The organism is Microbacterium sp. LWH12-1.2, from assembly GCF_040675825.1.
Taxonomy (GTDB): domain Bacteria; phylum Actinomycetota; class Actinomycetes; order Actinomycetales; family Microbacteriaceae; genus Microbacterium.
In genome coordinates this window covers 1,474,334-1,500,746 of the sequence record NZ_JBEGIJ010000001.1, presented here as the reverse complement: position 1 = coordinate 1,500,746, position 26,413 = coordinate 1,474,334, and the positions used below count along the sequence as shown (strand labels likewise).

Genomic DNA, 26,413 nt, shown 5'->3' with positions numbered 1-26,413 from the left:
AGCCCGTGATGAACTCTTCTGCCGCGGGCCCCAAGAACGACACGACCAAGCACATTTTTGTGACAGGTGGTGTCGTTTCGTCTTTGGGTAAGGGGCTCACCGCAGCAAGCCTGGGCAACCTCCTGACCGCACGCGGACTCCGCGTGGTCATGCAGAAGCTCGACCCGTATCTGAACGTGGACCCTGGCACCATGAACCCGTTCCAGCACGGTGAGGTCTTCGTCACCGACGACGGTGCCGAGACCGATCTCGACATCGGGCACTACGAGCGCTTCCTCGACATCAACCTCTCGCAGGCGGCGAACGTCACCACGGGGCAGATCTACTCGCAGGTCATCGCCAGGGAGCGCCGCGGCGAGTACCTCGGTGACACTGTGCAGGTCATCCCGCACATCACCGATGAGATCAAGCGCCGGATGCGCCTGCAGGCTTCTGAAGAGCCACGCCCGGACGTCATCATCACCGAGGTCGGCGGCACGGTCGGCGACATCGAATCGCAGCCGTTCCTGGAGTCCGCCCGTCAGTTGCGCCACGAGCTCGGCCGCGACAGCGTGTTCTTCGTGCACGTCTCGCTGGTGCCGTTCATGGGGGCATCGGGGGAGCAGAAGACCAAGCCGACTCAGCACTCCGTGGCTGCCCTCCGTCAGGTCGGCATCCAGCCGGACGCGCTGGTGCTGCGCAGCGATCGGCCGGTGAGCGAGAGCAACCGCAACAAGATCGCCCTGATGTGCGACGTCGACGTCGAAGGCGTCATCAACACGGTCGATCTGCCGAGCATCTATGACATCCCGTCGACGCTCAACGATCAGGGGCTCGACTCCTACATCGTGCGCCGCCTGGGTCTCGACCAGAAGGCGGCGGACGAGGTCGACTGGACCCGCTGGAGCAAGGTGCTGCACGCCGTGCACAACCCGAAGCACGAGGTCACGATCGGTCTCGTCGGCAAGTACATCGATCTGCCTGACGCCTACCTGTCTGTGACCGAGGCGCTCAAGGCCGGCGGTTTCGCGCAGGAGACCAAGGTCAACATCCGCTGGATCCCGTCCGATCTGTGCGAGACGCCAGAGGGGGCGCAGGCGCAACTGTCCGAGCTCGACGGCATCTGCGTGCCGGGCGGCTTCGGTATCCGTGGCATCGAGGGCAAGCTCGGCGCACTGAAGTTCGCGCGCGAGCAGGGCATCCCCACACTCGGCCTCTGCCTCGGCCTGCAGTGCATGGTCATCGAGTACGCCCGTGACGTCGCCGGCATCGCCGGTGCCTCGTCCACCGAGTTCGATCCGGAGACCTCGGAGCCGGTCATCGCGACCATGGCCGAACAGGTCGAGATCCTCGACGGCGGAGACCTCGGCGGCACCATGCGCCTCGGCCTCTATCAGGCGGATCTCGCCGAGGGCTCGCTGGCGCGGGAACTCTACGACGCACCGCAGGCCTCCGAGCGTCACCGTCACCGCTATGAAGTGAACAACGCCTACCGGGACCGCCTCTCCACGGCGGGTCTGGTGTTCTCCGGACTCAACCCCGAACTCGACCTGGTCGAGTATGTGGAACTGCCGCGCGACGTGCACCCGTACTACATCGCCACCCAGGCGCACCCGGAACTGCGGTCACGTCCGACCGCTCCGCACCCGCTGTTCCGCGGGCTGGTCGGCGCGGCGATCGAACGGCACCGCTCCAGCGAACTGTTCGATGTCAGCGAAGATGACTGACCTGCGCGACGAGCCCTTCTCGCCGGAGATCGTCGCCAGCGAGAAGGTCTACCAGGGCGCGGTGTGGGATGTCCGCTCCGATCGGTTCCGCTACGGCGACGGCGAGCTCGTGCGCCAGTACGTGGACCACACCGGTGCCGTCGCGGTCGTGGCGGTGGATGACGAAGGGCGGGTGCTGCTGATCCAGCAGTACCGGCATCCGATCCGCCACCGCGATTGGGAGCTGCCGGCCGGCCTCCTCGATATCGAGGGGGAGGAGCCTCTTCTCGCCGCTCAGCGCGAGCTCGCGGAGGAGGCCGATGTGACGGCAGCGCACTGGGAGGCGTTGGTGTCGACATACACGACGCCGGGCGGGAACAACGAGATCATCCATCTGTTCCTCGCCACCGGAATCTCCCGGGCGGCCACCGCTCATGATCGCACCGACGAGGAGGCCGACATCCGCGTCGAGTGGGTGCCGCTGAGCGAGGCCGTGGATGCTGTGCTCGAGGGACGGATGCGCAACGCGATCCTGTCGATCGGGGTGCTCGCGGCAGAGCGGCGCGGGGTCGGCGGGGCGTAGCTGTGCTGCTCGATCGGGCGCTGGATGCCTACCTGCGGCACATCACGATCGAACGCGGGCTGAGCGCCCATACGGTCGCCGCGTATCGGCGTGATCTGGACGGGTACCGGAACTGGCTCGTCGAGAACGGCATCGAGGAGACGGTCGACGTGTCCCCGGCGGTCGTCGGTCGATTCATCGCCGACCGTTCTGCAGCGGACCCGCCGCCCGCTGCCACCAGCCTCGCCCGTCTGCAGTCGTCGGTCCGTGGATGGCACCGTTTCCTCGCACGAGAGGGTATTGAGGCGGACGACCCGAGTGGCCGCCTGCGGCCCCCGAAGGCGCCGCAGCGGCTGCCGAAGGCGCTGACCATCGACCAGGTGGAGCGCCTGCTCGCCGCGCCTTCAGCGGAGGAGCCCCTCGGCATCCGCGATCGTGCGCTCCTGGAACTGCTGTACGCCACCGGGGCACGCGTGTCCGAAGCGGTGGGGCTCGATGTCGACGATCTGGCCCACGGCGACGTTCTGCGTCTGCGCGGAAAGGGATCGAAGGAGCGCATCGTCCCGCTGGGCTCATACGCGCGCATCGCCGTCGACGCCTACCTCACCCGTGTGCGCCCTGGGCTCGCGGCGAAGGGGCGCGCATCGGCACGGCTCTTCCTCGGCGCGCGGGGGGCACCCCTGTCCCGGCAGAGCGCGTGGCTCGTCATCCGCGCGGCCGCCGAGGGTGCTCAGATCACCGCGGAGGTCTCGCCGCACACCCTCCGCCATTCGTTCGCGACCCACCTGCTCCAGGGCGGTGCCGACGTGCGCGTCGTCCAGGAACTGCTCGGTCACGCCTCTGTCGCGACCACGCAGATCTACACGCATGTGTCGGTCGACACCCTGCGCGACATCTACGCCACGTCTCATCCGCGAGCCCGCTGATCGTCCTTTAGCATCCTCCGTTCCGAAAAGATGTGAATGTCCTGAAGTCCCCCGAAAGGGGGACGCGGAGTGCGGGAGACTCTGTCTATCCTGAGCGGAGTCGTCCGACGTCTGCCGGACCCACGAAGGAGTTTCCCCCATGAGATCCCCCGGTTCCCTCGCGCTCGTCGCGACCACCGCTCTCGTCTTCGCTCTCGCCGGCTGCGCGGGCGGGCCCGGCGCTGACAAGCTCGACTACGAGGATTCGCCGCTGAACAAGTACCTCTCCGCGGCATGGGGTGGCGATCTGTCTCCCGAGGAGCAGCAGAAGCAGTTCGAGGAGCAGAACCGCAAGCAGGAAGAAGCCATGGCGGAGTGCATGGCTGAGGAAGGCTTCGAGTACAAGCCGAACACCCAGAACAACGGCACGGTGTTCTCCGATGACGGAGGCGAGTGGGACCCTGAGTCGCGCGAATGGGTCGAGAAGTACGGCTACGGCATGGTGAACAGCCCGTGGAACGAGCAGATGGAGGAGAACCCGCCCGAGGAGACGGCCGACCCGAATGCGGACTACGTCGCATCCCTCAGCGAGTCGGAGCAGACCGCCTACTATGAAACGCTCTACGGCGCTCCCCCCGAGGAGGAGATCGCCGAGGGCACCACCTACGAGTACAAGTGGGAGGACGCCGGCTGCCAGGGCCGGGCGCAGCACGAGGTGCAGGGCGAGGACCCGTGGCAGTCGGACGAGTTCACCGAGCTTCGCGAGAAGATGGACAAGCTGTGGTCGGGCACGCAGGAATCGCCCGAGTTCAAGGAACTCAACGCGGCATGGGCAGCGTGCATGGCCGACGCCGGTGAACCCGGGTTCAAGGCGCAGTCCGATGCGTCGATGTCGATCTCCGACGAACAGCAGAAGATCTACGAGGCCGCGTACGGCGACGGCAGCACCCCTGTGGACCCCGAGACCGTCGAGGACCCCAGCAAGAGCCCCGAGATGAAGAAGCTCGGCGAGCGTGAGGTCGAGCTGGCGCTGAAGGACTTGGAGTGCCGCAAGGAGACGTCGTACCTGGAGAAGTCGCTGAAGATCCAGTTCGCCCAGGAGGAGAAGTTCATCGCCGACAACAAGGCAGACCTCGAGGCGTTCAAGGCGGCGGCCGAGCAGAGCAACTGATGCGAGAAGACGAGACCCCCACGACGGCGTTCCCGCTCGATATCGAAGCCGACCTCGAAGCCGAGATCAACGGCGAGACCGACGGCGATGCGGATGACGCGTCCGCCGACGCCGACACCTCGAAGGTCAGCGGCTGGGGCCGTGTGCTGCGCGGAAACCGCACGCTGTGGATCGTGGCGGCGTGCGCTGTCGTCAGCCTTGTCGCCGGCCTCCTGATCGGGCACTTCCTGATCTCTCCGGCTGAGGCGAACGGGGATACCCCTGAGCCCGGGCTGGTGACGGTTCCGGTCGAGTTCGGATCGCTGAGCAACGACGTGACGCTGCGCGCGGACGTCGGCTACGCGGATGCCGTCGAGGTCACGATCGACACGACCGGCACAGGAGAGCGGGCCGTCGTGACCGGGCAGGTTCCTGCCGTCGGCGCGACCTTCACCCCGCTCTCCATCGCGCTGGAGGTGGCGGGTCGCCCTGTCATCGTGCTGCCAGGAGAGCTTCCGGCGTACCGAACTCTGCGCGTCGGAGTGTCCGGCCCGGACGTGCTGCAGCTCAAGCAGGCACTCGTCGCAGTCGGGATCAACCCGGGCGATGTAGGCTCCGACGTGTTCGACGGGGCGACGGCCGATGCCGTGGGCCAGCTCTACGCTCAGGCCGGCTATCCGACGCCGTCGTCCGGCGAGGATGCGACCGCGGGAGTGCGATCCGCAGAGGAGAACGTGCGCAGTGCGAACGACAGCGTCAGCCAGGCCCAGGCCGCGCTGGACGCTGCGGGTTCCGGCCCCAGCAAGGTGGAGGCGTGGCAGGCCGATGTGAAGGTTGCTCAGGCCGAGCAGGCCCTCGCCGATGCCAAGGCCAAGGGCGAGGGAGTCCAGCAGGCCGAGTGGGACCTGCAGACCGCCAAACTCGAGCGCGATCAGCTCTGGGCGGCGAAGAACACCGGCGCGGAGCGCGCGATGCTGGACTCGGCATACGCGCAGGTCGAGGCGGCCAACCAGGCGTTGGAGACGGCGCGCCAGAGCGTGCTTCCCTTCCTGCCGTCGAGCGAGGTGCTCTATCTCACGGAGCTCCCGCGACGAGTGGACGCGGTCAACGTCAAGCGCGGCGACACGGTGAGCGGGTCGTCGATGACGGTGTCTGGTGCCACGGTACGGCTGACCGGCGCAGCGGCCGAGGCCGACGCTCGTCTGCTCAAGGTGGGAGCGGAAGGCACTTTCGAGTTGCCGGACGGCACAGAGCATCGCGCGGTGATCTCGGCGCTGAACGCCGGCAAGGACAGCAAGGCGCGCTGGGAGGTGCTCCTGGATCCGGATCCGTTGACACCGGAGCAGATCCAGCAGCTCCAGGGGAACAATGTGCGGGTCAAGATCGCCGTCGGGGCCACCGAAGGCGATGTTCTCTCCGTCCCGCTCGCCGCGCTCACGGCTGGACCCGGCGGCGAGTCACGGGTTGAGGTCGTCGAATCGGATCCGCGCAAGGGGGAGGACGCGGAGACCCGGATCGTCGTCGTCAAGACGGGACTCGCCGCCCGCGGCGCGGTGGAGATCACACCCACGGAGGGTGAGCTCGAAGAGGGCGAGCTCGTGGTGGTCGGGCGGTGAGCCAGCCTCTCGCCGACGTCATCCTCGATTCGCCGGACGAAGCGGTGGCGCCACCGCTGGTCGAACTCCGTGATGTGACGCGGTCCTTTCCTGGTCCACCCGAGGTGCAGGCGCTCAAGGGCGCGACGTTGTCGGCAGCCGCGGGCGACTACATCTCGATCGTCGGCCCCAGCGGCTCCGGCAAGTCGACGATGCTCAACATCCTCGGTCTTCTGGACCGCCCGAGCGTCGGCGAGTACCGGCTGGCGGGGTCGCTCACCGGCGATCTCTCGGACGACGAGCGGGCGGCCGCCCGGGCGCGCTTCATCGGTTTCGTCTTCCAGTCGTTCCATCTGCTTCCGCGGCGCACGGTCCTCGACAACGTGCTGATGCCGATGCTGTACAGCGGTGTTCCTCGTCGAGAGCGCGAGTCGCGGGCGCGGGAGGCCCTCACCCGAGTGGGGCTCGAGCATCGCGTCGACTTCTATCCCGGGTCGCTCTCCGGAGGTGAGCGTCAGCGTGTCGCCGTCGCGAGGGCCGTGGTCAGCGGACCCCGACTGCTGCTCGCCGATGAGCCGACCGGGAACCTGGATCAGCGCACCTCCGGAGAGGTCATGTCGCTGTTCGAGGAGCTCAACGCGGACGGGCTCACTCTGATCGTCATCACGCACGACGATGCGGTGGCTCGACGTGCGCGCCGCTGTATCCGGATCGCCGACGGCAGATTGACCGAGCTGTGATCCGCTGGCCGTGGCGGCGTAAGAAGGCGGATGCCGAAGGCCCGATGGCGGAGCAGCCCGACGAGTCGGTGGGCGCCGCGCCGCTCGTTCCCGAGGTGAAGCATGCCGATCGCTTCACGTTCCAGGATCTCGTCACCGAGGCGACCGCAGATATCGGCTCACGCCCCGCACGGCTGGTGATGACGATCCTCGGAACCGTCCTCGGAATCGGATCCCTTGTGGCGACGATCGGCTTCGCGCAGACCGCGGCAGGGCAGATCGCTAGTCAATTCGACGGGGTGGCCGCCACCCAGGTGCTGGTCACGCCGACCGAAGCGACCTCCGGCTCGAAGAACACGACCGTCGCCGCCGGTCGCCTCCCGTGGGACTCCGCGGATCGGGTGCAGCTGCTGGCGGGCGTGGAGTCCGCTGTTCTGCTCGGCGAAGTCACTCTGGCCGAGGATGAGACCATCACCGCTGTTCCGGTCAATGACCCGTCGGCTCCCGCACCCGCGTCGCCCCGTCTCTTCGCATCGACAGGCGATCTGATCGGGACGGTCGACGGCAGGATCACAACAGGGCGCGCCTTCGATGAGGGGCACGATGAGCGGGCGGATCGCGTCGCTCTGCTCGGGGTGCGGGCGGCGGAACGGATGGGTATCAACCGGGTCGATTCGCAGCCTTCGGTGTTCATCGGGGGCGTCGCGTACGCCGTGATCGGCATCGTCGACGGCATGGAACGGCGCACCGACCTGCAGGATGCGGTGATCATCCCGATGGGTTCGGCGCGCGCGGACTTCGGGCTCGAGGCTCCGGCAGAGCTGAGCATCCATATCGCAGTGGGAGCCGGCCCGCAGGTCGCCGAGCAGTCCGTGATCGCGCTCCAGCCGGATGAGCCGGACACGCTCGAGGCGCGGGCTCCGTCCGGGGCGTCCGATCTCAGCCAGAGCGTCCAGGCCGACGTCAATGTCGTCTTCCTCATCCTCGGTGTGATCGCACTCCTCGCCGGGGGGTTGGGTATCGCCAACGTGACCCTCCTCTCCGTCATGGAGCGGATCGGCGAGATCGGACTGCGCCGCGCACTGGGTGCCACGAGGCGGCAGATCGGCTCGCAGTTCATGGTGGAGTCGATCGTCATCGGCTTCATCGGCGGCCTCATCGGAGCCGCGCTCGGCGTGATCGCCGTGATCGTCGTCGCCGTCGTACAGGGGTGGTCTCCGGTCACGGATCCTCTGGTCGCGATCGCCGGCGCTGTGCTCGGCGCAGTCGTCGGCTGGGCATCGGGCTGGTATCCGGCGCGAAGGGCTGCGCGAATCGAACCGGTCGCCGCTCTCCGCGGCGGATGACGTGTCGATGACGTCTCCCCGGCGTGCGCCGCGCGCCGGGGAGACGTCTCCAGTGCCCTGCCGTTAGAATCGAGCGAGCACGAGGGAAGCGGGAGAATCGGTGGCTGAGAAAGCGGCGAAGTCCAGGGCGAAGGCGAAACAGGCCGACGACACCCCCATGGGACCCACCGGACGCCCATATCACGGCTTCCCGACCCCCGAGCCGCTGGCCTCGCATGGCCCTGCACGCATCATCGCATTGTGCAATCAGAAGGGCGGCGTCGGCAAGACGACGACCTCGATCAACCTCGCAGCTGCCCTCGCCGAGTACGGACGCAAGGTTCTCGCCGTCGACTTCGACCCGCAGGGCGCGCTCTCGGCCGGTCTCGGCATCCAGACCCACGACGTGCCCACGATCTACGACCTGCTGCTCGACACGAAGCGTGACGCGCACGACGCCATCGTGCCGTCCGGCGTCGAAGGTCTTGATGTGATGCCGGCGAACATCGACCTCTCCGCCGCCGAGGTGCACCTCGTCAACGAGGTGGCGCGTGAGACGATCCTCGCCCGAGTCCTCCGCCAGGTGGCGGGGGAGTACGACGTCATCCTGATCGACTGCCAGCCCTCCCTCGGTCTGCTCACCGTGAACGCGCTCACCGCCGCGCACGGCGTGATCATTCCGTTGGAGTGCGAGTTCTTCGCGCTGCGCGGTGTCGCCCTGCTCATCGAGACGATCGACAAGGTGCGCGACCGGCTGAACCCGTCGATCACGATGGACGGCCTGCTCGCCACGATGTACGACCCGCGCACGCTGCACTCGCGCGAGGTGCTGGAGCGTGTCGTCGAGGCGTTCCAGGACGACGTTCTCGAGACCGTCATCGGCCGTACCGTGAAGTTCCCCGACGCGTCCGTCGTGGGTGTGCCGATCACCGAGTTCGCGCCGGAGCACGCCGCCGCACAGGCGTACCTGCGGCTGGCGCGGGAGCTGGTCGCCCGTGGCGCTGTCGCCTGAGACGGCTCCAGAGCCCACCGACGCCGTCCCCGATTCCGGGTTCCGCGTTTCCCTGTCGAACTTCGACGGACCTTTCGACCTCTTGCTGAACCTCATCTCCAAGCACGAGATGGACATCACCGAGGTATCGCTGAGCGCGGTCACCAATGAGTTCATCGCCTACCTGCGCGAGCTGGGTCCGGACGAAGAACTCGATCAGGCATCGGAATTCCTCGTGGTCGCGGCGACTCTGCTCGATATGAAGGTCGTCGGCCTCCTCCCGCAGGGGGAGCTGGTCGACGCCGAGGCGGTCGCGTTGCTCGAGGCGCGCGACCTGCTGTTCGCCCGGTTGCTGCAGTATCGGGCGTTCAAAGAGGTCTCGGCGTGGTTCGCGCGGTGTCTGCGGCGGGAGGACCGTCGGCATGTGCGCGCGGTGCGCCTCGACGAGAAGCATCGCAAGAAGACCCCCGAACTGGTGTGGTCGCTCACTCCCGATGACTTCGCCGCCCTCGCGCTCCTCGCCTTCGCGCCGAAGGAGATTCCGCACGTCGGCCTCGATCATCTGCATGCGCCGCTGGTCAGCATCCGTGAACAGGCGGCGATCGTCGTGACTCTGCTGCGCGGTGCCGAGACCCTGTCGTTCCGCGAGCTCGTGGCGGGAGTGTGGGAGCCGGGCATCGTCGTCGCGCGCTTCATCTCGGTGCTCGAGCTCTATCGGCACGCGGCGCTGTCCTTCGAACAACTGGAACCGCTCGGCGAGCTGACGCTCCGCTGGGCAGCCGACTCCTGGTCGGACGAGACGCTGGCGACCCTGGGAGCCGATTATGACCGATGACGTGATGCAGAACGCGGAAACGGACGTCGCCGCTGTCGACACCCCGCTGACGGAGCGGATCGAAGCGATCCTGCTCATCATCGACGAGCCGATCGGCCTCGTCGCTCTGGCCGCCGCCGTCGGTTCGCCGGTGGCCGCCGTGCGACAGGCGATCGAGACCCTCGTCGACGACTACGACGGCAAGGGACACGGACCGCGACGCGGTTTCGAACTGCGCGAGGTGGGCGGCGGTTGGCGGCTCTATGTGCGCGAAGACCATGACGACCTGGTCGCCGAGTTCATCGGCGGACAGGCGCCCGCTCGGCTCTCGCAGGCGGCACTGGAGACCCTCGCGGTGATCGCCTACAAGCAGCCGGTGACCCGGGGTCAGGTCGCGTCGATCCGAGCGGTCAATGTGGACTCCGTCGTGCGCACGCTCCTCGCCCGCGGCCTCATCACCGAACTCTTCGCCGATTCCGAGACCGGCGCGATCAACTACGGCACGACGGATGCTCTTCTGCAGCACCTCGGCATCAACTCACTTGACGACCTGCCGCCGATCTCCCCGTTGCTCGACGACGGCGCAGACGGCTTCGATGAAGGGACCATCCGATGAACGAGGCTTCGACCGACTCGACGACCCAGCAGCCCGACGGCATCCGCCTGCAGAAGGTGCTCGCCGCCGCCGGCGTCGCCTCGCGACGCGTGGTGGAGGACTACATCGTCGAGGGTCGCATCCGTGTCAACGGCGAGGTCGTCACCGAGCTCGGCCGGAGGATCGACCCGGAGCACGACCTCGTCGACGTCGACGGCACGGCGGTTCAGCTCGATGTCTCCAAGCGCTACGTGATGCTCAACAAGCCCACAGGGGTCGTGAGCACGATGCGGGACGAGAACGGACGCCCGGATCTCCGCCGCTTCACCGAGGACTACGAGGAGCGCCTCTACAACGTGGGGCGACTGGATGCCGAGACGAGCGGCCTGCTCATCCTCACCAACGACGGCGAACTCGCGCACGTGCTGGCGCACCCGTCGTTCGGCGTGAACAAGGTGTACATCGCGAAGGTCGAAGGTACTGTCACCGCGCAGATCATCGCGAAGCTGACGAAGGGCATCGAGCTGGAGGATGGCCCGATCGCGGCCGACAAGGCGCGACTCCTGGACGTATCGACCAACTCGGTGAGCGGAAAGCAGTCGAGTCTGGTGGAGCTCACGCTGCATTCCGGTCGCAACCGGATCGTCCGCCGGATGATGGCTGCGGTCGGCCATCCGGTGACCGAGCTGGTGCGGCGGCAGTTCGGCCCGCTGCACCTGGGAACGCTCCCTGCTGGGAAGACGCGCGAACTGACTAAAATCGAACTCGGTGCGCTGTTGACTCTCGCGCGCCAGAATTCCGGTGCCGCCGTGGCGCCAGGCGAGCAGCAGCAGGAGAACGAGTGACCGACACCACGGGTGTGCCTTCAGGGGAGCGATCGACGTCTGTCGCCGCGCCCCGATCGGTCGTCGCTCCCCGAGTGTCCGGCACGGTCAGGGTCGTCGGAGCCGGCCTGCTCGGCGCGAGCATCGGTCATGCTCTGCGTGCCAAGGGTGTGGACGTCGTCCTCGCCGATACGTCGCCTTCGCAGCTTCGTCTCGCCATCGACTACGGCGCTGGCCGCGCGGAGACAGCGGATGACCAGCCGACGCTGATCGTCGTCGCGGTGCCGCCGGACGTGACCGCCTCCGTCATCGAGGCCGAACTCGTGCGCTACCCCGACGCCGTCGTCACCGACGTCGCCAGCGTGAAACTCGAGCCGTTCCGCACACTGCAAGAGCGCGGCGTCGACCTCACGCGGTACATCGGATCCCATCCGCTCGCCGGGCGTGAGCGCGGTGGCGCGATCTCGGCACGTGCCGATCTGTTCATCGGGCGCCCCTGGGTCGTCTGCCGTGATGAGGAGACCCGCCCCGCTGATCTCGCCCTCGTCGAGGCCCTCGCTCTCGACGTCGGCGCGATGCCGGTGGAGATGACTCCCGAAGAGCACGACCGCTCGGTGGCGCTCACCTCGCACGTGCCGCAGGTCGTTGCGAGCCTGCTCGCCGGCCGTTTCGCGACTGCGGAGGATGGCGCGCTGCGCCTCGCGGGGCAGGGCGTGCGAGACACCACGAGGATCGCGGCATCCGCTCCTGAACTGTGGGTGCAGATCCTCGGTGCGAATGCGGGACCGGTCGTCGAGATCCTCGATGACCTTGCCGCCGACCTTCAGGAGATCTCCGCTGCGCTGCGTGCGCCGGAGGAGCCGGGCGCACGCCGGATCGTCGCCGAGACGATCCGTCAGGGCAACGACGGTGTCGAGCGCCTCCCAGGCAAGCACGGGCAGAACCGTCGCTTCGAGCAGCTCGTGGTGATGGTGGATGACACGGCCGGCCAGCTCGGACGCCTGTTCGGTGAGCTCGGTGAGCTCGGAGTGAATGTCGAAGACCTCCGCCTGGAGCACTCGCCGGGGGCGCAGTTCGGTCTCGCTGAGATCAGCGTCGACCCGGCGGCTCTGCACGGAGCGATCGTGGGGCTTCAGGAACGCGGATGGCGGATCGCGGGGACAACCAATGACTGATTTCATCGCGATCGACGGCCCGGCCGGTTCCGGCAAGTCCAGCGTCTCCAAGGCGGTCGCCCGGAAGCTCGGCTTCGGCTACCTCGACACCGGCTCCGCGTATCGTGCGCTCGCGTGGCACGTTCTCGACCAGGGCGCGGACACGGCGGATGCCGAGGCCGTCCGGTCGGCGGCATCCGACTTTCCTCTCGCTCTCGGTCTCGACCCCGACATCCGTACCGTGCGTGTCGGCGCCGCCGACATCACCGACGCGATCCGCGAACCGCGGGTTTCCGGCGCGGTGAGCGGTGTCGCCAGGGTGCCGGAGGTGCGCGAGCAGGTGAATCGGCTCTTCCGTACTCTCGTCGCAGAAGCCCCGTATCCCGCCGTCGTCGTCGAGGGCCGCGATATCACCACGGTCGTCGCCCCCGACGCTCCGGTGCGGATCCTGCTGACCGCCGCGCCCGAGGTGCGTGCGGCGCGTCGTGCCGGTGAACTCGCCGGAGAGAACGCCGCGGCCGTCGCCGAGGCGCTGCATCGCCGCGACGCCTCTGACAGTGCCGTCGTCGATTTCCTCAACGCCGCAGAAGGCGTCGAGGTCGTCGACTCGACGGACCTAGATTTCCCCCAGACCATCGATGCCGTGCTGACGGTGATCCAACGACGCCGAGGAGTTCACAATGGCTGACGAAGAATACGAAGGCGGCCCCGACCAGCTCGCCGAGAAGATGGACGCGCTCGACGAGGAGCTCGCCGAGTCGCGCGCCGAGACGCTGCGCGCGAGTCTTTCCGACTACGAGCTCGACGATGAGGATGCCGCGCTTCTCGCCGGCGTGACGCTGGGCGAAGACGGAATCCAGTTCCTGCCGGCCCTGCCGGTGGTCGCGATCGTCGGGCGGCCGAACGTCGGCAAGTCCGCGCTCGTGAACCGCATCCTCGGACGCCGCGAGGCCGTCGTCGAGGACACTCCTGGTGTCACTCGTGACCGTGTGACCTACAAGGCGGAGTGGGCCGACCGGCGCTTCTCCCTCGTCGACACCGGTGGCTGGGAGCCCGATGCCCGCGGCATCGATCGCTCGGTTGCGGCGCAGGCAGAGGTCGCGATCGACCTCTGCGACGTCGTGCTGTTCGTCGTCGACGCGATGGTGGGGGCGACTTCCACCGATGAGCATGTCGTCAAGCTGCTGCGCAAGAGCGGCAAGCCGGTGTTCCTCATCGCCAACAAGGTCGACGACGCGCGTCAGGAGCCGGAAGCGGCTTCGCTGTGGAGCCTGGGTCTGGGCGAGCCGTATCCGGTCTCCGCGATCCACGGTCGCGGCGTCGCCGATCTGCTCGACGCTGTGCTGAAGACGTTGCCCGAGGTGTCTGCGGTCGCCAAGCACGAGATCGGCGGACCCCGCCGTGTCGCGATCCTCGGACGGCCGAACGTGGGCAAGTCCTCGCTGCTGAACAAGGCTGCGGGGGAGGAGCGGGTCGTCGTGAACGAGCTCGCCGGCACCACGCGCGACCCCGTCGACGAGGTCGTCGAGCTCGGCGGCAAGCTGTGGCGTCTCGTGGACACCGCCGGTATTCGCCGTCGCGTGCACATGGCGCAGGGTGCGGACTTCTACGCGTCGCTGCGAACGTCTGCCGCGCTCGAGAAGGCGGAGGTCGCAGTTGTCGTCCTCGACGTCTCGGAGACGATCAGCGAGCAGGATGTGCGCATCATCGATCTCGTGCTGGAGTCGGGGCGTGCACTCGTTCTCGCCTTCAACAAGTGGGATCGCCTGAACGACGACGATCTGGAGAACCAGGATCGCCGCCGGTACCTCGAGCGCGAGATCGAGCAGGACCTGGCGCACGTGGCCTGGGCGCCGCGCGTGAACATCTCGGCCAAGACCGGCCGCCACCTCGACAAGCTCGTTCCGGCGCTGGAGACCGCGCTGGACAGCTGGGACCGTCGTATCCCCACCGGCAAGTTCAACGCCTTCCTCGCGGAGCTCGTCGCCGAGCACCCGCACCCGCTGCGTGGCGGAAAGCAGCCGCGCATCCTGTTCGGTACGCAGGCGTCGACGCGTCCGCCGACGTTCGTGCTGTTCACGACCGGATTCCTCGACCCCGGCTATCGCCGGTTCATCCAGCGCCGCCTCCGCGAGCTGTATGTCTTCGAGGGCACTCCGATCGTCATCAACATGCGCGTGCGGGAGAAGCGCCAGCGCTGATCGCGGTCGCCGTCTTCTGTGAGATCTTGGGCGCTGCGGCGCGGATGCTGTGAAAGGGTGAAGGGGTGACGATCGTTCCCCCTTCCCCTGGTGAGCCCCGACGACCTTCGGGGCCGCGTGATCCGGGCGATGCCTGGGTCGTGTCGGACGCGGGGGAGAAGTACTGGGGGCGCTTCGGCGCCGCCGGACTGCTCGCCGTGGATTCCGAGCGCGGCATCCTGCTGCAGCATCGCGTGTCGTGGAGCCACTTCGGTGGTACCTGGGGGTTGCCTGGCGGTGCGCTCCACGAGAGCGAGAGTGCCATCGTCGGCGCGTTGCGTGAGGCTCAGGAAGAGGCGGGGATCCCGGATGGGGCCGTGCGTCCTCGCTTCACGAGTGTGCTGGACCTGGGGATCTGGTCGTACACGACGGTCGTCGGCGATGTGCAGGTCGCGTTCGAGCCGGTGATCAGCGACCCGGAGAGCGTTGCGCTGGAGTGGGTTCCGATCGACGAGGTTGCGGAGCGTCCACTGCATCCTGGTTTCAGTGACGCGTGGCCGGTGCTGCGCTCGTTGCTGTCGGTGCGGTCGTCGCTCGTGGTGGATGGGGCGAATGTCGTCGGCTCGGTACCGGACGGCTGGTGGAAGGATCGAGCGGGCGCCGCTGCGCGGCTGCGTTCGCGTCTGGAGGGACTCGGTGTTCCTGCAGAGGAGTTCGACGTGGCCGGATCGGTGTGGTTCCCCGAGGTCGTGCTCGTCGTCGAGGGGCAGGCGCGGGACATGCCTGATGTCGAGGGTGGTGCTGACGGTTCGCGTGTTGCTGCCTTTTCTGACGTTGCTGTGGTGCGCGCGGAGGCGTCGGGCGATGACGCGATCGTCGCAGAGGCTGAAGGTCGACTGGCCGCTGGGGAGTCCGTCACCGTCGTGACGAGTGACCGGGGGCTGCAGACTCGCGCTGCGGCTGCGGGCGCCCGAGTCCAGTCCGCCGGCTGGCTTCTGGGACTTCTGAATCGCCGGGAGTCTTGACCGTCGCGTGAGGGGCTTCTGTCCAGCGGCGTCTCGGGTTCCGTCGTGCCGGGGTGGGATTTCTCCCGCTGAGTTCTCATGGCGCTGCGATTCTTTCCGCAGTGCTGTGGGAAGAGCCGCGTCGTGTCAGACGAACATGACGCGCCGGGGTGCAGAGTCGACGTAGGTGTTGCCCAGCGGGCTGGTCCATCGGATGCTGCCGTCAGGATGAAGGCGGGCGTTCCAGCGGTGTCGCTCATCGACGTCGGGGTGTTTGAGGACATGGTGCCCGGTGCAGAAGTGTGCGAGGTTGCAGAGCGCGGTCTTGCCGCCTTTGGCATGGTCGTGATTGTGATCGATCTCGCACCGGTGGACAGGCATGCGGCATCCGGGGAATCGGCAATGCTGATCTCGGGCTCGGAGATGTCGTCGCATGCTCGCGGTCGGAGTGTAGGTATCGGTTTCGGTGATCATGCCGGTGGGGTCGGTGAACAGCCGTGTCCAGATGCTCGAACCCCCGGCGAGGGCCCGCGCGGCATCCGGATGGAGCGGCCCGTGCCCGTCGAGTTCTGCGGGGCGGTCGTCGGCATCGGCGATGGTGGTCGCGGCCACGGTGACCTGGATCCGGGCGGTGATGTTGTCGAGTCCGGTGCCATGAGCGGCGGTCGGGTCGGAGGCAAGGAGCAGATCGGTGAGCAGGTCGGCGCGGATCTCGTCGATCCCGCGAGTATCGGCAGGGTAGTGCTCGATGTCGGGGCTGTGCGCGGGATCCGTGAGCGGGTCGATCAAGGGGGCAGCGGTGAGGTCGGGATGCGGGTCAGTGGTGAAGGTGTCGGATTCACCGAAGATCGCGCCGGCGACTGCGTCTGCACCAGAGTCGAAGGGGCGGGAGTCTTCACTGGCACGGGAGTCTGCGCCGGCGCCGGAGTCTGCACGGGCGCTGGAGTTGAAGTCGACGTCGGGGCGAGGGGCGAAGTCGGCGCTGGGGTCGATGTCGCTTTCGTAGATCGGGTCGGGTCCGTCGTCGAGCAGATCGGGATCGAGAGCGGGCTCCTGGTCGTCGCGGGCAGCGATGATCTCATGCGCGAGCCTGGTGAGACGGTCGACGATCGCGGTGGCCAGGTATTCCGGGAGCACGACCATCAGCAGTGCGAGGCCGTCACCGGCCGGACGCATCGTCACGGTGCGTTCGCTCTTCGCTCGGGTGTGCCGGTCGACGAGAGTCTCTCCGGCGAGGGCGGCTGCGATCTGGCGAACCAGTGCCCGGGTGCGGGCGGGGGTGTCTCCGGTGGCGGCGACGGTCGCAGCGGTGTCGAAGAGGCAGAGGGTCTCAGCATCCACTCGCCCCTCGATGACAGCCTCGCGGACGATGCCGCCGGCGCGGACGATCTCTCGCACGTGCGCCGCCGTGATCTCCCCAGCCTCGAACGCGGCACGCGTCACAGGCAACCAGCCGTGTAGATCACGGGTGTCGGTGAAGGCGTACTCGACGCTGCCTGTGGACACGCGTCCGGCGGCGGAGTACTCCGCGATCATCGACCGGTGGATCGCATCGCGGTGGAACGGAGACTCACGCACATCCGCATCCAGCACCGACAGCCGCTCGTGCAGCAGCCCCGCCGCTCGCGCCTCGAGCGCGGCGATCTCACGCCTTGTCTGCACCCAGGAGTCGAGCAGCACCTGACGCTGCTCGACGTCATCCGGAGTGAAACTGGCCATACTCCAGTATCGTACATATGTTCGAATGTTGGAAGGGTGATGTCAGGACTTTTCAGTCCGTGAAGTCTTCGCGCCCTCGCAGGCGATCGATGTCTCGTCGTTCGCGCTTCGTGGGTCGACCGGCTCCACGATCGCGGAGACCGAGGGCGGCCTGCGGCTCGCGTTCCGGTGTCCGGTCTTCATATGCCGCGACGGCGACGGGTGCGCCGACACGCTTCACGAGCAGCTGACGAACCACCAGGATCCGGTCGAATCCGGCGATCCTGATGCGCAGCTCGTCTCCGATGCGCACCTGCTGCGCGGCCTTCACCTTCTCGCCGTTCACGCGTACATGCCCGGCGCGGCATGCAGTCGTCGCTGCGGAGCGGGTCTTGTAGATGCGAATGGCCCAGAGCCAGCTGTCGACACGTGCGGCGTTCATGATGAGGTGCTCCGTCTGTGCAGGGCGAGGAGGGCACCGCCGACTATCAGTCCTTGTCCGAGCGTATAGGTCAGCATGATGGCAGGGCTGCTCCACGCAGGCAGGGAGTCGGGCAGAAAGAGCTGAAATGCGAGGAGTGTGTCGCTGGCGAGGAAGAACGCTCCGCCTGTCGCGACCAGCGGGTGGCACCGCGCGGCGAACGCGGCGGTGCCGGCGAGTACGAGACCGTAAGCCGCAACGGCGATGAGGAGCCCGCCGGTGTGCGAGCCGAGTGTCGCGATCATGGCGATCCACCACGCGACATAGATGACGGTCCACCACGGGAGTCTGCGGCGCTTCAGCAGGCCGAGAAACAGGGCGATGTACGCGAGGTGGGCGATGCCGAAGAATCCCAGCATGAGGGGAAGCTCGGGCGCTGCGGGGAAGAACGAGACGGCGCCGTCTCCGAGCCACGACGCGCTAATGGCGGTGAGGAGGAAAGCGATCGTCGCCTTCGGGCGCAGTTGTGGAGCTGCGATCAGAACAGGAAGTGCCAACAGCGGCATGAGGCTGAGCTTGGTCGGCGTCGCGAGTGGATTGTCGAAGGCGAGCAGTGCGACGTGGAGCAACGACATCACCGCGTAGGGAACGAACGCCCACAGGATCGGTGAAAGGAGGGCGCCGCGCTGCATCCTCTCATCGTAGGGTGATCGCGGGGCCGGCGGACGTGTGGCCTGGCTCACGGCGCGAGGCGCCGTCCTTCGGGTTCCAGATGCGCGCTCAGGATGCGGATCGCCTTCGGCCCGACGCCGTGAATCGCGAGCAGTTCCTTTGCAGAGACGCCATCGAACTGATCGAGCCTCGTCAACCCGTGCCGCGCGAGTTCGCGTCGTGCGACGTTGCCCATGGATGCGGGCAGCTCGGACTCGCTCATCAGAATTCGAGCGTGACCAGAGCTCGGCCCGGCTTGAGTTCGGTCTTCTTCGTGAATCCGGCTTCGACGAACGTTGTCAGCGTGCCGTGGAAAAGGTCGTTGGAGGGTTGTTTCTGACCGCCGGTGACGACGGGGTATCCCTCAATCAAACGAGCGCCGGATTCGCGCGCGAACTCGACGGCAGCCCGGAGCAACTCGAGATTGAGGCCGCTGCCACGGTGTTCGCGCCGAACGACGAAGCAGGTGACCGCCCATACGGTGTCGTCGTCGAAGGGCTCAGTGCTCACCGCGGCGATGATGCGCGTGCGAGGGATGCGCGCTTGCCGCGTGCGCGGACCGATGCGGATCCATCCGGCGGCTTCTCCGTCGACATACGCGATGATTCCGGGCGGGGGACCGCTGATGATCTCCTCCCGGAGCATCTCCGTTCTCTGCGGTGTCGTCGTCTCGTTCCAGTCCTTATTGGTGAGGACCGGCCAGATGCATTGGCAGCTGGCGCCGTCGCCGCCGCCGGTGAGGGCATGCTGAACGTCGTCCCAGCGCGCGGTCGTCGCCACCTCTGTCGTGATCGTCACCATGCTGGTGACGCTACGCCGAGCATCCGACACTCGCAACGCACCAGCCTGTTCGCGGAGGGCCCCGAGGTGAGGCTAAGATAGTGGAGTTGCCTGCGCGTGAGTGCGGGAGAACGGGCTGTGGCGCAGCTTGGTAGCGCACTTGACTGGGGGTCAAGGGGTCGCAGGTTCAAATCCTGTCAGCCCGACCAGATAAGGCCCGGAAACTCGCAAGAGTCTCCGGGCCTTCTGCATGTCCGGGAATCGTCAAGGGGTCCAAAAGGGCTCCGGTTATCCACAGCCTCTGCCAGGATGAGGGCGTGCCGACCTCAGTCATTCTTAAGCTGACGCCTCTGCCGTCGAGACTTCCGTCGCGCACTGGGTTTCCCCAGACGGTGCGGCGGCTCCGTGCGTCCCATGCGAGCGTTCAGGGTCTGTTGGACAACCTGACTGATCTCCGCGCGGCGAAGCAACTCCAGGGCATGAAGCTGGCGAGGCTTGGGCATGCTCAGAGCGACCTTCTGCGAGCAGCCATCGTGTTCTCAGGCGCCGGCGTCGACGCTGTCCTGAAACAGCTCGTGCGTGACACGCTTCCTCGATTGCTTCGAGGGCATGCGCCGACCCAGGAAAGATGGACCAAGTTCCTCTCCGAACTCAGTAAGCAGGAACGCACAGTGTTCGCGGTTCTCAAGAATCGCTCTGTCGACGACGCTCTACTCACCGCCTACATCGACTCCCTGACCACTCGCAGCCTCCAAGGGCACGATGAACTGAAGAACGTCCGTGATGCGCTCGGGCTGGACGAGATTCAGTTCAGCAATGACCGACTCCAGGGCTTTCGAGAGTTCTTCGACGCGCGCAATACGATCGCTCATGAGCTGGACTTGAAGCCTTCACGCGGCCAGGGTGACGCGGAGCGGCGGGATCGCAATATGAAGCCGTCACTGGAAATGTGCGACCGAGTGTTCCTGCTGCTCGTGGACTATGTCCTCGCCACAGAGGAGCTGATGAGTCCGAGGCTACCTGCCGCCTAGCGCCCCACCGATATGAGGGGGAGCGGGCGGGGCGCTAGACGCTGCGATGTGAGCGGAGAACGCGGCGCGGTGTGCGCTGAAGTCGCGAGGGCGAACGTGGGCGTAGATCTTGTCGGTGATGGCGTAGCTCGCGTGGCCCATCGCCCGCGATAGCTCGTGCATGTCGAGCGCGCGGGACTCCAGCGCCAGCGTCGCGAACGTTTGGCGCAGCTCGTGGAAGTGCAGGCCGTCGAGACCGGCACGCGTGGCGGCAGGCTTGAACGTGTATCGGTAAAAGCCCTTGGGATCGAAGGCGCGCCCGTAGCTCAGCTTGTTGTGTCCTGGCACCTTGCCCGGCCACAGCCCCGCCTCCAAGTTGTCGCGGTGCGGGTGCTGGTGCAGGTAGACGCCGAGGTCGCATCGCCATTGAAAAGCTCTGCGATGCTTTCGAGCGGCTAAAGACTCTGGACGACCCGTCCGAAAAGAAGCGCAGCGTGAAGAAGTTGCTCGGTCACATCCCTGACGTGCCCTTCCGTGACATCGTTGAGGCGGAGATGACCGCGCTCACAGCCATCGGTAATACTTTCCAGATTCGACATCACGAAGTTGGGAAACATCCGGTCCCGGCGCACGGTCAGGACTACATCGCAGCACGGATGGTCAACCTAATCGTGCTGCTGCTTCACCGGAGCGGCAGACTCGCGACTGTATGAGTGACCCAATGGCCTCTTCGACAGCCGAGCGTGGAGGTATCGGTACGCTGACGACGTGAGAGATACCCGTCTAGACCCACTGCCGTCCGAAATGCGCCGTCGCCGCGAGCAAGCGGCCTCGGAGTTAGAGACCGGCATTGACTGGCTCGACGGCTGCCCGCCCGCCGTTGGCGCAGAGGTCATGGTTGCACTAGAGCAACTCACGAACATGCCCAGGCGGGTGCTTGATATGGCAGACAAACGGCTTGGGGAACTCAACAGTAGCGTTTGGGTATGCGCAGAGCGGCTCCGGGGCGATGGGGCCGACGATGAAAGGTTGGATGCTCTCGCGGCGGTTGTGAACGCCTTCGTATGGTTGGCTGAGCACGACGAAGAATGGGAAGACTCCGGGTACGGCAACCGCCCTGACCTGGCCCCGGAATACGGGGTCAATACGTTCATCGAGGTGGTCAACGACCGCCTACTACATGCGCGCGTGGACTGGCTCTTCGAGGACGGCCGTTTCCAGGAACGCGGGAACTTCGTTCTGCATTCTGAGGTACTTAGACCTGCGACCATCCTGCTCGCTGACGACCCAGCGTTCGCAAGAGCCTCGTCGGCGTTTCAGAGCGCGCTAACGAAGCTCTCGAAAGGCGAGACGGAGGTAGCTCTCACCGAGGGCGCTACTGCGTTGCAGGAGTTCTTCCGGGCGCTCGGGGTCGAGGGGAACTCGTTGTCCAACCAGCTCGACAGCGCCGCCAGCCAGAAGGTCATCAGCGGCGCTGACCGAAGTCTCATGAAGCCGCTCATCGACTGGGTGAACGCGGACCGTTCGAACCGGGGCAACGCCCACTACCATCGTGCGGGCGAGGTCTCAAAGGCCGACGCCTGGTTGATGATGCATGTCGTCGGAGCCGTGATGGTTCGCCTATCGAACAGGGAGCCACGGGATATCGTGGCGGCGCGAGAGAAGCGCGAGGCAGAGAACGCTGCGGGCCGCGACTCTGAGGCTGCCAACGCCGCCGCGTCTCAGCCGGAACCATGGGTTCCAACTGGCCTTGCGCTGGGCGAGGACACTCCGTTCTGACGATGGTTCAATGGCTGCATGGGTTCAAAGAAGGCATTCAAGAAACACCTGGTCAGAGCCTCCTCCGAGATGGCAAGGCTGGCGCTGGACTCCATCAACGCGTCGGAGCGCGGCGAAGTCGCTTCAGCATCTGTGCGGACCGGGATGGCGATGGAGTTTCTTCTACGGGCCGTCGTCGCCAGCGTTTCACCGGCGCTTCTCTTCGCTCCAAGAAATGCCCGCGCTACGACGCCCGCTGCGATGGTGCAAGCGCTGCGGGCTGAGCGCATAGATGTCGAATGGCTGTCGGTACAGGTGAGTTCAGAGATGAGCTTCGTGAGGGGACTTGCCGCCGAAATCGTACCCGCATTGGCTGAGTTCAGCGGCGATATCGAATCTGTCGTCAAGCGTCGAGATGCCGTTGTGCATATGTATGCGGTGAACGCATCTGGCCTCCGGTCGGCGGTCACCTCTCTGGCCCGTGTGGCAGCCGTTGTGCTGCCTCATCTGAAGGCGACCGCTGAGCAGTTCTGGGAGGAGGAACGGGTAGCCCTTGTAGATGCGCTCATCAACGAGCGAGCTGAAGCCGTGCGGGCCGATGTGGCATTGAAGATACGCGACGCTGAGCTGTTCGTAGCTCAGCTCCGTGCGAACCTCTCAGGTGAAGATGCGGCAGCAATCATGGCACTGCTCGAATCGGAGGGGAGCGACTTCTACCCGCCCGGCCCCTCGCAGGTCTTCCGTGCTACCTGCCCGGCATGCGAGTACGAGGCTGAGCTGATTGTTCGGGTTCAAGATGAGATAGAACGAATCGGCGACTTGGAGCTAGGGGGTCGGGATGAGAACGCCGCACCCACAGCCGTGCTCATCCCACAGGTGCCGACATCGGTCTCGCTTCAGTGCCCAGTTTGTCGATTGCGATTGTCGCAGGTGGAACTCAGCGACTCGCAGCCGCATCTGGCAGACCCCCTCGACTACGAGGTTGGACCACGCCGCGCCCATATCCGCGAGTACGAGGAAATGCTGGCGGACTTTGAACCAGACTGGGAGACGCATCTAGGCGTGAGGTGAAGCCTCAGCAGCATCTGGCCTCGGAGGGTGCCGCACTATTCGAAACGGGTGCGCCGCAGAGGTGGAAAGCGGCCGTCAGATGTAAACACTTTGGGAAACACTTTCATCTTCGACCACAGCGTTCGAACGGCGGATACGCCTTGGCATGACGCCGAACCGCACATTTGCATACGCCAAGCGGTCGCAGGTTCAAATCCTGTCAGCCCGACCAGAAGGCCCGGAAACTCGCAAGAGTCTCCGGGCCTTCTGCATGCTCGCGAAAGGCCAACCCCTCCGAAACCCCTCCGATGAGCAGAACGATGTGAGTCAGCGATAGCCTGATGGCGTTGGCGACGGAGGATGAAATGACGACGTACACACGCATAAGACCACTGCAGACGGGTGGGCAGGGGTCAGTCTGGCTGTGCCAAAGCGAAACCGGAGAATTGGCGGCGGTCAAATACCTGCTCCTCACCAATGAGAAGGCGGTCAATGATGAACGCCGACGTCGGTTCGCCCGTGAAGTGAAGTCGCAAATGTCGCTTCAGCACCCAGGAGTCATGCCTGTGCTCGGGGCAACTCTCGACGCCGATCCGCCCTTCTTCATCATGGCGTTCTCCGAGGAAGGCTCCTTGCGGGGCCGACTTCCACTCGACGCGGATCCTCCTGTTCCGCTCGCAGAGGAGGAGGCTTGGCACATCTTCGACCAACTACTCGATGTCGTCGCGTTTGCCCACGAGAATGGTGTGGTCCACAGAGATCTCAAGCCGGAGAATGTGCTTTTCTACGATGGTCGGGCAGTCATCTCTGACTTCGGCATGATCAAAGACATGCGTAGCGAAAGCACGTTGCTTACGGTGAGTGGCATGGTGCTCGGCACCTGGGGCTACATCGCCCCTGAACAGATCAAGAGGTCGAAGGACGCCGACGCGCGATGCGATGTTTATGCGCTCGGACGCATGCTGCACGAACTGCTAACTGGGTCATACTCGCCTACGGTCATCGATGTGATGGATGTGCCGCCCGCCTACCGTCACATCATTAGCAAGGCAACCCGACTGAACCCCGACGACCGCTTCCAGGACGCGTCGGAGATGCGCCGGGAGTTCGCGCTCCTGAGAAGCGATTCCGAGGACACTCAGCAGCCATCGGAGCGGGCCGCAACCCTTGTCGCGGCTATTGCAGCGGGAGACGACTCTCTGGTTGAACAATTCGTGAGACTGGTCATCGAGAACGATGACGATGTCGTTCTGCTACGCAAGGTCGTGCCGCTGCTACCGGAGTCCGTACTGTCTCAGATCGCCATCCGAGACCCAGAGCAATACCTCGCCTTGGTGCAGATCTTCGATCGGTATGCCGACGGCAACTTTGCCTTCGAATTCACCGACACGATCGCCAGATTCCTGGTCGCCGCTTATCGAGCAACGCAGGACATTCGTGTGCACGAGGTAATCCTGAATCGAATTCTGGTACTCGGGTCTACGCATAACCGCTTCTTCGTGCGAAATACCTTCATCGACCTCGTCGACAATGCGATCAAGCAACCCCACTATGCACCGATCGTCGCGAACCTGCTGCGGGCTAATGAGGACGCCCTCGACTTTGTCCGTGAGCCGCTGCGCGAACTGTCACTCCCGAGAGTCATCGCAGAAGTTGTGGCTGCCTAGCCACGTATCGCCCGTAGCGTGAGGGTAGCGCTTGCGGGCTGAGATGTGCTCCGAGAACGCGGCGCGGTGTGCGCTGAAGTCGCGCGGGCGGACATGCGCATAAGCCTTGTAGGTGATGGCGTAGCTCGCGTGGCCATCGCCCGCGATAGCTCATGCATGTCGAGCGCGCGGGACTCTAACGCCAGCGTCGCGAAGGTGTGGCGCAGCTCGTGGAAGTGCAGGCCGTCGAGACCGGCACGCTCGGCGGCGGGCTTGAACGTGTACGGTCGAAGGCGCGCTCGTAGCTGAGCTTGTTGTGGCCTGGCACCCCAGTTCGACCGCGGCTTGGATCTTGTCCGGACGTGCGATCCGTATGTGCAGTCCGTTGAAGTCGCGCGACTTCAGGTAGCGCTGCTTCACTGCCTTCAGTAGATCGCGGGGCCGGGCTGAGATCGAGTTTTTTTGGTCATGCTCCGCCCATCAAACAACAGCCCCGGACCTGAGACCCGCTCGAGCTGCCGCGGACCTGCGCTCCGGCGACTCGCCTCTCGGTCATCTAAGTGGTTGTGGGCGTCTCGTGTGGAACGTCGCGAGTCAGAGGACAGGGGTTGTCCTCGGGCACTGCGGCCAGGATCTGCTCGGCGATCCGGTTGGTTTGCTCGACGGAAAGCTCCGGGACGTCGTCGAAGTCGGTGCCCCCTCCAGGGATGGTGCCTGCGATGTGGAAGTGGAGGTGCGGGATGGCTTGGTGTGCGGCCTTCCCGTTGTTCTGCCAGACCGCTATTCCTGGGCGTTCGAAAGTGGCGTCGATGACTGACGCCGCCCATGCGAGAGTATCCATCATCACGTGACGCTCGGGAGCGTCCGATTCGAGCAGGGTTGGGTAGTGCCGCACAGGGAGTACGAGTAGATGCCCGATCCCCCGTTGTTCTCTCGTTACAAGCACCGCAACTAGATCATTGCGACAAAGGATGGTGAAGGGGCGTGTTCCGCTGAGATAGTCGCAGAACGCGCAGGGCTCCTGCTCAGGGATGTCGAGGCTGCTAGTCGTGTCGTTCATTTGGCGACCAGCGACCGAAGGAACGCTTGGAACTCGGGGAGGTCGATCTTCCCGAGTTCGTTGGGATGCACGACGATGCGCAACTCCCTTGAGAACCGCCCGCGCCGCGCCCGGAGCAGGAACGAGAACGCGATCAGTCGAACGGCGACCTCAGCTGTGAGCTCGGGGATGCGGGACTGGCCCTGACCGAGCAGCGGAACGCAGATGGGGCCCCCGTTGCCGCTGCGGTCGGCGGCATCCCAGACGCTGTCGAGGCTCTCCAGAATCCCTCTGATCGTGCCCTTCGCGCGGTTGTGTTCGTCCATGCTTGTGTACGCGACGCAGTAGTAGCGATTGGTGCCTTGTCCCGGAAGCGTGGCGACCGTACCAATCGGGTAAATATCCTGCTTTCCGGGCTTCAAGATGTTGTCGACGGCGCTGGTTTCCATGAGTGCTGTTGCGAGTGCGTCATCGAGGCGCGGCTGCGATCCGCCGTAGATCACCTGGAGGAAGTTGCCCTGGACGCTGCGACCTTCGATAATTCCCGGTTCGGTGTCGAACGTCGTCGTCATCCCGATCACGGCCGACGCGTTCTGCGCGAATAGATCGCCTCCGACCAGCCGAATCGTGACGTTCTCAGACGGAAACTGTTGCTCTGGACTCTTCTGTCGTAGTGAGAACACCGCCCATCCTGCCGCGAGGAGGGCGGCAACGATCAGAATCCACCAACGGTCCTTAAGGAGATCCGGAGCGAAGACCGCGACGACGCCAACGACTACCGCTATCGCGCCAAGCGC

Annotated in this window: 28 protein-coding genes and 1 tRNA gene; 21 read left to right on the top strand and 8 right to left on the bottom strand. The window is 65.7% G+C overall.

Translation table 11 applies throughout. The features are described from left to right. Positions 1-8 precede the first annotated feature (8 nt). The 15 genes from MRBLWH12_RS07245 (at position 9) to MRBLWH12_RS07175 (ending at position 15,524) form a co-directional block, all read left to right on the top strand. On the top strand, positions 9-1,706 hold the full coding sequence (locus tag MRBLWH12_RS07245; protein ID WP_363547647.1) for a CTP synthase: 1,698 nt from the start codon (positions 9-11) through the stop codon (positions 1,704-1,706). After that, positions 1,699-2,268 (top strand): NUDIX hydrolase, encoded by a 570-nt coding sequence (locus MRBLWH12_RS07240; RefSeq protein WP_363547644.1) that lies wholly within the window; start codon positions 1,699-1,701, stop codon positions 2,266-2,268. The genes MRBLWH12_RS07245 and MRBLWH12_RS07240 overlap by 8 nt, the downstream gene beginning before the upstream one ends. 2 nt (positions 2,269-2,270) lie before the next feature. After that, positions 2,271-3,173, top strand: a complete 903-nt coding sequence (gene xerD, locus MRBLWH12_RS07235) for a site-specific tyrosine recombinase XerD (protein WP_363547641.1) — start codon at positions 2,271-2,273, stop codon at positions 3,171-3,173. 139 nt (positions 3,174-3,312) lie between these two features. Then, on the top strand, positions 3,313-4,323 hold the full coding sequence (locus MRBLWH12_RS07230; protein ID WP_363547639.1) for a hypothetical protein: 1,011 nt from the start codon (positions 3,313-3,315) through the stop codon (positions 4,321-4,323). Continuing rightward, positions 4,323-5,918: a hypothetical protein gene (locus MRBLWH12_RS07225; RefSeq protein WP_363547636.1), complete on the top strand. Its 1,596-nt coding sequence runs from the start codon at positions 4,323-4,325 to the stop codon at positions 5,916-5,918. Before MRBLWH12_RS07230 ends, MRBLWH12_RS07225 begins: the two co-directional genes overlap by 1 nt. Continuing rightward, positions 5,915-6,637, top strand: coding sequence for an ABC transporter ATP-binding protein (locus MRBLWH12_RS07220; RefSeq protein ID WP_363547633.1), 723 nt, complete (start codon positions 5,915-5,917; stop codon positions 6,635-6,637). The genes MRBLWH12_RS07225 and MRBLWH12_RS07220 overlap by 4 nt, the downstream gene beginning before the upstream one ends. A 44-nt stretch (positions 6,638-6,681) precedes the next feature. Then, positions 6,682-7,962 (top strand): ABC transporter permease, encoded by a 1,281-nt coding sequence (locus MRBLWH12_RS07215; RefSeq protein ID WP_363551319.1) that lies wholly within the window; start codon positions 6,682-6,684, stop codon positions 7,960-7,962. Positions 7,963-8,119: 157 nt separating this feature from the next. Then, entirely contained in the window at positions 8,120-8,953 is an 834-nt protein-coding gene (locus tag MRBLWH12_RS07210) for a ParA family protein (RefSeq protein WP_341978378.1), read from the top strand. Beyond that, a complete protein-coding gene (locus tag MRBLWH12_RS07205; RefSeq protein WP_363547630.1) occupies positions 8,937-9,767 on the top strand; it encodes a segregation and condensation protein A in 831 nt (276 codons plus the stop codon). Before MRBLWH12_RS07210 ends, MRBLWH12_RS07205 begins: the two co-directional genes overlap by 17 nt. Continuing rightward, the gene (gene scpB / locus MRBLWH12_RS07200) at positions 9,757-10,362 is read left to right on the top strand and encodes an SMC-Scp complex subunit ScpB (protein ID WP_407358069.1); all 606 of its coding nucleotides are present in this window, start codon (positions 9,757-9,759) and stop codon (positions 10,360-10,362) included. Before MRBLWH12_RS07205 ends, scpB begins: the two co-directional genes overlap by 11 nt. Then, entirely contained in the window at positions 10,359-11,186 is an 828-nt protein-coding gene (locus MRBLWH12_RS07195) for a pseudouridine synthase (protein ID WP_363547627.1), read from the top strand. Before scpB ends, MRBLWH12_RS07195 begins: the two co-directional genes overlap by 4 nt. A 14-nt stretch (positions 11,187-11,200) precedes the next feature. Beyond that, positions 11,201-12,340, top strand: a complete 1,140-nt coding sequence (locus tag MRBLWH12_RS07190; RefSeq protein ID WP_414685040.1) for a prephenate dehydrogenase — start codon at positions 11,201-11,203, stop codon at positions 12,338-12,340. Then, positions 12,333-13,007 (top strand): (d)CMP kinase, encoded by a 675-nt coding sequence (cmk, locus tag MRBLWH12_RS07185; protein WP_363547625.1) that lies wholly within the window; start codon positions 12,333-12,335, stop codon positions 13,005-13,007. The genes MRBLWH12_RS07190 and cmk overlap by 8 nt, the downstream gene beginning before the upstream one ends. Continuing rightward, entirely contained in the window at positions 13,000-14,520 is a 1,521-nt protein-coding gene (der, locus tag MRBLWH12_RS07180; protein ID WP_363547622.1) for a ribosome biogenesis GTPase Der, read from the top strand. Before cmk ends, der begins: the two co-directional genes overlap by 8 nt. Before the next feature lie 65 nt (positions 14,521-14,585). Further along, complete coding sequence (locus MRBLWH12_RS07175; RefSeq protein WP_363547619.1) at positions 14,586-15,524, top strand: NUDIX hydrolase; 939 nt, start codon at positions 14,586-14,588, stop codon at positions 15,522-15,524. A 126-nt stretch (positions 15,525-15,650) separates the two neighbouring features. Here MRBLWH12_RS07175 and MRBLWH12_RS07170 read toward each other — a convergent pair whose 3' ends face one another. The 5 genes from MRBLWH12_RS07170 to MRBLWH12_RS07150 are packed head-to-tail and all read right to left on the bottom strand — an operon-like array spanning position 15,651 to position 19,134. Continuing rightward, entirely contained in the window at positions 15,651-17,222 is a 1,572-nt protein-coding gene (locus MRBLWH12_RS07170; protein WP_363547616.1) for an HNH endonuclease signature motif containing protein, read from the bottom strand. Positions 17,223-17,274: 52 nt separating this feature from the next. Next, the gene (locus MRBLWH12_RS07165; protein WP_363547613.1) at positions 17,275-17,643 is read right to left on the bottom strand and encodes an RNA-binding S4 domain-containing protein; all 369 of its coding nucleotides are present in this window, start codon (positions 17,641-17,643) and stop codon (positions 17,275-17,277) included. Next, positions 17,640-18,314, bottom strand: coding sequence for a lysoplasmalogenase family protein (locus tag MRBLWH12_RS07160; protein ID WP_363547610.1), 675 nt, complete (start codon positions 18,312-18,314; stop codon positions 17,640-17,642). The genes MRBLWH12_RS07165 and MRBLWH12_RS07160 overlap by 4 nt, the downstream gene beginning before the upstream one ends. 47 nt (positions 18,315-18,361) lie before the next feature. Beyond that, positions 18,362-18,556 (bottom strand): hypothetical protein, encoded by a 195-nt coding sequence (locus MRBLWH12_RS07155; RefSeq protein ID WP_363547607.1) that lies wholly within the window; start codon positions 18,554-18,556, stop codon positions 18,362-18,364. Then, positions 18,556-19,134, bottom strand: a complete 579-nt coding sequence (locus MRBLWH12_RS07150) for a GNAT family N-acetyltransferase (RefSeq protein ID WP_363547604.1) — start codon at positions 19,132-19,134, stop codon at positions 18,556-18,558. The genes MRBLWH12_RS07155 and MRBLWH12_RS07150 overlap by 1 nt, the downstream gene beginning before the upstream one ends. Positions 19,135-19,245: 111 nt before the next feature. On the opposite strand from MRBLWH12_RS07150, the gene MRBLWH12_RS07145 reads away from it, so the two are divergent. Together MRBLWH12_RS07145 and MRBLWH12_RS07140 are read left to right on the top strand one after the other, a co-directional pair. Continuing rightward, positions 19,246-19,322 (top strand) — tRNA-Pro (locus MRBLWH12_RS07145). A gap of 108 nt (positions 19,323-19,430) precedes the next feature. After that, a complete protein-coding gene (locus tag MRBLWH12_RS07140) occupies positions 19,431-20,144 on the top strand; it encodes a hypothetical protein (protein WP_363547601.1) in 714 nt (237 codons plus the stop codon). Here the strand turns inward: MRBLWH12_RS07140 and MRBLWH12_RS07135 are convergent. Further along, a complete protein-coding gene (locus MRBLWH12_RS07135) occupies positions 20,130-20,471 on the bottom strand; it encodes a tyrosine-type recombinase/integrase (protein ID WP_363547598.1) in 342 nt (113 codons plus the stop codon). The genes MRBLWH12_RS07140 and MRBLWH12_RS07135 overlap by 15 nt on opposite strands. A 146-nt stretch (positions 20,472-20,617) precedes the next feature. On the opposite strand from MRBLWH12_RS07135, the gene MRBLWH12_RS07130 reads away from it, so the two are divergent. The 4 genes from MRBLWH12_RS07130 to MRBLWH12_RS07115 all read left to right on the top strand — a co-directional run bounded on the left by MRBLWH12_RS07130 (position 20,618) and on the right by MRBLWH12_RS07115 (position 24,598). Next, positions 20,618-20,836 carry a hypothetical protein gene (locus MRBLWH12_RS07130; protein ID WP_363547595.1) on the top strand — a complete coding sequence of 73 codons (219 nt, stop codon included), beginning with the start codon at positions 20,618-20,620 and terminating at the stop codon, positions 20,834-20,836. Positions 20,837-20,891: 55 nt separating this feature from the next. Continuing rightward, positions 20,892-21,902, top strand: a complete 1,011-nt coding sequence (locus MRBLWH12_RS07125) for a hypothetical protein (RefSeq protein WP_363547592.1) — start codon at positions 20,892-20,894, stop codon at positions 21,900-21,902. Between the two features lie 18 nt (positions 21,903-21,920). After that, complete coding sequence (locus tag MRBLWH12_RS07120) at positions 21,921-22,952, top strand: hypothetical protein (RefSeq protein ID WP_363547590.1); 1,032 nt, start codon at positions 21,921-21,923, stop codon at positions 22,950-22,952. 344 nt (positions 22,953-23,296) lie between these two features. After that, the gene (locus MRBLWH12_RS07115) at positions 23,297-24,598 is read left to right on the top strand and encodes a serine/threonine-protein kinase (RefSeq protein WP_363547588.1); all 1,302 of its coding nucleotides are present in this window, start codon (positions 23,297-23,299) and stop codon (positions 24,596-24,598) included. A gap of 535 nt (positions 24,599-25,133) precedes the next feature. Here the strand turns inward: MRBLWH12_RS07115 and MRBLWH12_RS07110 are convergent. Together MRBLWH12_RS07110 and MRBLWH12_RS07105 are read right to left on the bottom strand one after the other, a co-directional pair. Then, on the bottom strand, positions 25,134-25,637 hold the full coding sequence (locus MRBLWH12_RS07110) for an HIT family protein (RefSeq protein WP_363547586.1): 504 nt from the start codon (positions 25,635-25,637) through the stop codon (positions 25,134-25,136). Continuing rightward, a complete protein-coding gene (locus MRBLWH12_RS07105; protein WP_363547583.1) occupies positions 25,634-26,299 on the bottom strand; it encodes a macro domain-containing protein in 666 nt (221 codons plus the stop codon). Before MRBLWH12_RS07105 ends, MRBLWH12_RS07110 begins: the two co-directional genes overlap by 4 nt. Positions 26,300-26,413: the final 114 nt, after the last annotated feature.